The 6,873-nt window shown below is 28.0% G+C and carries 2 protein-coding genes (1 of these 2 running past the window's edge); both read left to right on the forward strand.

Features of this window, described 5'->3' with window-relative positions; translation table 11 throughout:
* Window positions 1-7: 7 nt before the first annotated feature.
* On the forward strand, window positions 8-4,957 hold the full coding sequence (locus B2671_RS01100; protein ID WP_346868751.1) for an amino acid adenylation domain-containing protein: 4,950 nt from the start codon (window positions 8-10) through the stop codon (window positions 4,955-4,957).
* A gap of 31 nt (window positions 4,958-4,988) precedes the next feature.
* Window positions 4,989-6,873, forward strand: the beginning of a protein-coding gene (locus B2671_RS01105; RefSeq protein ID WP_346868752.1) for an amino acid adenylation domain-containing protein. It continues 5,252 nt past the right edge of the window; 1,885 of the gene's 7,137 nt are visible here — the first part of the coding sequence; it begins with the start codon at window positions 4,989-4,991; its stop codon lies off the right edge, out of view.

Here is a 6,873-nt window from a genome sequence, read left to right on the forward strand (position 1 = left end):
TGAATGTTTGAAAGAAGCTGTGGTTGTAATAAAAGAAAGCAAAGACAGTGAGAAGTATATAAGTGCATATGTTGTAAGTGATAAAAACCTTCAAGAATTAGATCTAAAAGGTCACTTAAAAGAAACATTACCAGAATATATGATTCCAACTTACTTAGTGGAGTTAGAAAAAATGCCGCTTACAACGAATGGAAAGCTTGATAGAAGAGCACTTCCAGAACCAAATTTAGATGTAACTTTAACAGAATATGAAGCGCCAAGAAATGAAATAGAGAAGATTTTAGCAAAAATATGGAGTGAAATATTAGGGATTGAAAAGATTAGTATAAATGATAACTTCTTTGAGATTGGAGGACACTCTTTAAAAGCTACAATGCTTATGTCTAAGATTCATAAGCATTTAAATAAGGAAGTTCCATTAAAAGAATTATTTAAGTCACCAACAATAAAAGATTTAAGTAATTATATTGAAAATGCAGAAGAAAACCTTTATTCAAAGATAGAAAAAGTTGAAGAAAAAGAATACTATGAAGCATCCTCAGCTCAAAAAAGAATGTATATGCTTCAACAATTTGATAAAAATAGTGTAGCTTATAATATGCCAGCAGTTTTTGAATTAGAAGGAAAAGTTGATAAGAGCAGGATAGAAGAAACTTTTAGAAAGCTAGCACAAAGACATGAAGCGTTAAGAACTTGCTTTGAAACCTTGAATGGTGAAATAATACAAAAATTACAAAATATTTATGTATTTAAATTAGAATATAGAAATGAAAATAGAAATATAGAAGACATAATAAGCAAGTTTATAAGACCTTTTAATTTAGAGAATGCTCCATTATTCAGAGTAGAACTTGTAGAGAACAAAGATAAAACTTATTTACTAATAGATATGCATCACATAATATCTGACGGCTTATCTATAGGAATATTAATAAACGAGTTCGCCGAAATTTATGGAGGAAAGACTCTAGAACCATTAAAACTTCAATATAAAGATTTTGCGGTATGGCAAAATAGCTTTTTAAACTCAGAAGAAATGAAGAAGCAAGAAGAATACTGGATTAATAGGTTTAGTGATGAAATACCAGTATTAAATATACCTACTGATTACGAGAGACCTGCTATGCAAAGTTTTGAAGGGGATAGTGTAAATTTTGAGGTTGATGAAGATACAACATTAAAGTTAAGAAGACTTACAAAAGAAACAGGAACTACAATGCATATGGCATTACTATCAGCCTTTAATATACTTTTATCTAAATATAGTGGACAAGAAGATATAATAATAGGAACTCCAATAGCTGGAAGACCACATGTAGACCTTCAAAATATAATAGGTGTATTTGTAAACACCTTAGCTTTAAGGAATAATCCAGAAGGAAACAAGAAATATGTAGACTTTTTAAAAGAAGTAAAAGAGAATTCTTTAAAGGCATATGAAAACCAAAGCTGCCAATTTGAAGCTTTAGTAGAAAAGCTAGATGTAAGGAGAGATACAAGTAGAAATCCATTATTTAGTGCTATGTTTAATATGGTTGATACGATAACAAGTGGACATATTAAGTTAGATGATATTATATTGAAGCCATATAATAGTGGAAGCAAAATATCTAAATTTGACTTGACGTTAAATGCTCTAGAAAGGGATGCCAAAATAAACTTTAGCATAGAATATGGCTCAAAACTATTTAAAAAGGAAACAATAGAAAGACTAAGTAGTCATTATATAAGAGTATTAGAGAGTATAGTAAATAATATAGAAATTAAATTAAGTGAAATTGATTTAATTTCAAAAGCAGAAAGAAATCAAATACTATATGAATTTAATAATACAAATGTGGATTATCCAAAGGACAAAACAATACATGAGTTATTTGAAGCTCAAGTAGAAAAAACACCAAATAATATTGCAGTAGTATTTGAAGATAAGAAATTAACCTATAGAGAGTTAAATGAAAGTGCAAATAGTTTGGCAAGAGTGTTAAGAGATAAAGGTGTTAAGGCTGATTCTATAGTAGGAATAATGGTAGAGAGATCTTTAGAGATGATAGTAGGTATAATGGGAATTTTAAAAGCTGGTGGAGCCTACTTACCGATAGATACCAATTATCCCAAGGAAAGAATAGAGTATATGCTGAAGGATAGTAAAAGTAGGGTTTTATTAAGTAAGAATGAATTAGTAGAAACTATAAAATTTGATGGTGAATTTATTGATTTATTTAATGAAGAGTTATTTAAACATGGACCAACAAATTTAGATAAAATAAATACCTCAAGTAATTTAGCGTATATCATATACACTTCAGGAACAACTGGAAAACCTAAAGGTGTTATGATTGAACATAGATCATTAAGTAATTATGTTGAATATGCAAAGAATAGCTATTTTATTGAAAAAGAGTTATATATGCCATTATATACATCTGTATCTTTTGATTTAACAGTAACATCTGTTTTTGTGCCAGTGATTAGTGGGAATTCTATAATTATATATAATGAAACAGAAGTGGACAAGCTTACAAATTCAGTTTTTAGTGGAGAAAATCAGTCCATTATTAAGCTAACGCCAGCACATTTAAGTTTATTAAAAGAAATGAAAATTATAAATAAATCAATTAAAAGATTTATTGTAGGAGGAGAAGACTTAACGGAAAAGTTGGCTAGACATATTAGTAAATTATTTGAGGGAAATATAGAAATAATAAATGAGTATGGTCCAACGGAAGCAACAGTAGGATGCATTGTTCATAAATATAGTTATAAAAATAATTATAGAAGTTCAGTGTTAATAGGAAAGCCAATAAATAATACTAAAATATATATATTTGATTTCAATAATAAGCTTTCACCTGTAGGAGTAGCTGGCGAAATTTATATAAGTGGAGATGTATTAGCAAGAGGATATTTAAATAGACCAGAATTAACAGCAGAAAAGTTTGTAGATTGTCCATTTGAACTAGGAGCTAAAATGTATAAAACTGGAGACTTAGCTAGATGGTTACCAGATGGAAATATAGAGTTTCTAGGAAGGGTAGATAATCAAGTTAAGATAAGGGGATTCAGAATCGAACTTGGTGAGATAGAAAGTAGATTATTACAGTATAAAAGTATTAAAGAAGCAGTAGTTGTGGTAAAAGAAAAGAAAGAAAAGGAAAAGTATATATGTGCATATATTGTAAGTGAAAAATCTTTAGATGAGTTAGAGCTAAAGGGCTATTTGAAAGAAACATTGCCAGAGTATATGGTTCCAACTTATTTTGTAGAACTAGAAAAAATGCCGCTTACAACCAATGGAAAGATTGATAGAAGAGCACTTCCAGAACCAAATTTAGATGCAACTTTAACTGAATATGAAGCGCCGAGAAATGAAGTTGAAGAGACTTTAGTAAAAATATGGGGTGAAGTATTTGGTATTCAAAATATAGGAATAAATGATAATTTCTTTGAGCTTGGAGGACATTCTTTAAAAGCAACAATTCTTATGTCTAAAATTCATAAAGAGCTAAATAAAGAAATATCGTTAAAAGAATTATTTAAAGTACCAACAATAAAAAATTTAAGTAGGATTATTGATGATTTACAAGAAAATCCATATTCAATGATAAAAACCATAGAAGAAGCAGAATTCTATGAGACATCTTCAGCTCAAAAAAGAATGTATATAATTAATCAGTTCGATAAGGATAGCGTTGCTTATAATATGCCAGCAGTACTTAAATTGGAAGGGGATATTGATAAAATTAAAATAGAAGAAACATTTAATAAATTAATTAGAAGACATGATTCTTTAAGAACTTATTTCCAAACTTATAATAATGAAATAATACAAAAAATAATCAAAAAATATAACTTTAAGTTATTAGTAAAAAATGAAGATGGAAATCTAGATAAGATAATCAAGAATTTTATTAAACTTTTTGATTTAGGTAAGGCACCTTTATTTAGAGCAGAGGCTTTTGAAAATAAAGGACAAAGTTATTTAATAATGGATATGCATCACATTATATCAGATGGTGTGTCTATGAATATATTAATAAGGGAGTTTGAGACATTATACAATGGAGGACAGTTATCACCTTTAAAACTTCAATATAAAGATTTTGCAGCATGGCAAAATAAATTCTTGGAATCACAAGAAATAAAAAAACAAGAAGAATATTGGATAAATAATTTTAAAGATCAAATACCAGTATTAAATTTAAAATGTGATTATGAGAGACCAAATGTTAAACACTTTGAAGGAAATACTATAAGACGCGAAGTTGAAGAGTCTCTTACAGAAAAGTTGAAAAATATTGCTATAGAAACAGGTAGCACAATGCATATGGTATTACTATCAGCGTTTAATATACTTCTTTATAAGTATAGTGGACAAGAAGATATAATTGTAGGAACTCCAATAGCAGGAAGACCACATGCAGATATTCAAAATATAATGGGTATATTTGTGAACACTTTGGCTTTAAGAAATAAGCCCAAAGGTGATAAAAAGTATATAGATTTTTTATTTGAAGTAAAGGAAAATTCATTAAAGGCATATGAAAACCAAAGTTATCAACTTGAAACTTTAGTAGAAAAGTTAGGTATAAGAAGAGATGCAAGTAGAAATCCACTATTTGATGTAATGTTTAATATGATAGATTCAGACAATGAGGGTAAAATAAGATTGGGGGAGAGTTTAGCAAAGAACTATGACATTGGAAACAATGCATCTAAGGTTGATTTAACTCTAAGATTTATGGAAAAACCAAAAAATATTTTACTTGTGTTAGATTTTTCTATTAGTTTATATAATGTTGATACTATAGAAATGATGATTGATGATTACATTTATATATTACAAACAATAACAAAGGATAGATATGCAAGAATAGATAATATTATTTTTGGAAGTATTAGTTCTAGAACTAATACTGATGTAGAGTTAAGTAGACTAGAAGAGGATTTTTGTCTATGATCATTGGGGAAAGTGAGATGGAAATTTATTTATGGAAGAAGTAAAAGAATCAGCAGGATTAACTTATTGGGAAAATGAGATTAGAAAAGCAAAAGATATTGAGAAGTTTGAATGGAATAGTTTAAGTGGCAGAGGTTATAGCAAAGGTGCATATTCAGCACTTATAAATACTAAGAATGGAACTAAACTAAATGAAATATGCAAAGGTAATAATTTTTTAATGTATGCATTTTTAGTATCAGCGATTAAAATAGGGGTGGCTAAGTATACTGCACAAAAAAATACTATCATTGGAATTCCAAGTTATAGAACTGAAGAGAAGAGAGGGAGTTTAAATAAAGTATTACCCCTAGTATCTTATTTAGATTATGAAAGCACATATTTAGAGTATATGAAGTTCATCAAAAATAAAATTTTAACTATTTATAAAACACAAGATTATCTAAACTCAAAAATATTAGTAGAAAATAACTTTTCAAATGATGTTATGGAATTAACAACCGTAACAATTGCTATGAAGAAGTTGCACCAAGATAAGGATATTGAGTATATATGCAATTCAAGTAAAAATGAACTATCATTTTTACTTGAATTAATGGAAGATAATTCAATAAAGGTAGATATTGTCTATAATGCCAATAAGGTGTTGCCATTAATCATTGAAAGTTTATGTAAGTGTTGTTTAATGGTTTTAAATGAGGTTTTAAATAATCATAATAAAAAAATTATGGATATAAAAATGTTTTCACAAGAAGAAGAGAATAAAGTAATTTATGAATTTAATGATACAAAGAAAGAGTATCCTAAACATAAGACAATACATGAATTATTTGAATTACAAGTTGATAGAACTCCTAATAATATAGCTGTTGCATTTGAAAACATTGAATTAACTTATATGGAGTTAAATGAAAAATCAAACAAACTTGCAAGAACACTTAGATATAAAGGCATTAAACCTAACTCAATAGTGGGAATAATGGTTGATAGCTCAGTAGAGTTGATAATAGGAATACTAGCTATTTTAAAAGCGGGAGGAGCATATCTACCAATAGATTCAAATTATCCCAATGAAAGAATTGAATATATTCTAAAGGATAGTGGATGTGAATTTTTGTTAAGTTCAGAAAAATTGATTAATAGCATAGATTTCACTGGTGAAGTCTTAGATTTATTTAATAAGAACTTAGCGAGTGAATGTTCAAGCAATTTAGAAAATATAACTAAATCAAGTGATTTGGTCTATGTTATATATACTTCTGGAACTACTGGAAATGCTAAAGGTGTAATGGTCAAACATTATGGCTTAGTGAATTACTGTACTTCTATTATAGAAAAGGCTTCTCTAACATGGAAAGATGAAACTGCATTATTATCATCATATGCTTTTGATTTAGGATATACAACTTTATTTACATCTTTAATTGCAGGAATAAAGTTGTATATTGTTCCTGAAGAAAAATACAAAGATCCAAATGAGTTAGTAAGGCTACTTAAAAAGGGGATTACTTACATTAAGATTACGCCATCATTATTTAATATGATCACTAGTTTAAATGATGAGGATATAGTATTTAAAGATAGCAAATTAAGATTAATAATATTAGGTGGAGAATCTATAAACACGAAAGACATAAACAGATTTATAAGTTTAAATGGGAAAGATAAGATAGAAATAATGAATCATTATGGACCAACAGAAACTACTATAGGATGTGTTTCTACATTAATTAACTTAGATGAAGTTGATAAATTTAACAATATAATTGGTAAGCCGCTTAATAATATAAGAGCTTATATTATAGATAAGTATGATAATATACTAGGAATAGGTATGCAAGGAGAGTTATGTATAGGAGGAGATTGCCTTGCTGAAGGGTATTTGAATAGACCAGAATTAAACAAAGAAAAATTTG

Origin of the sequence: Clostridium sp. UBA5119, assembly GCF_002414285.1 — a bacterium.
Taxonomy (GTDB): domain Bacteria; phylum Bacillota; class Clostridia; order Clostridiales; family Clostridiaceae; genus Clostridium_J; species Clostridium_J sulfidigenes.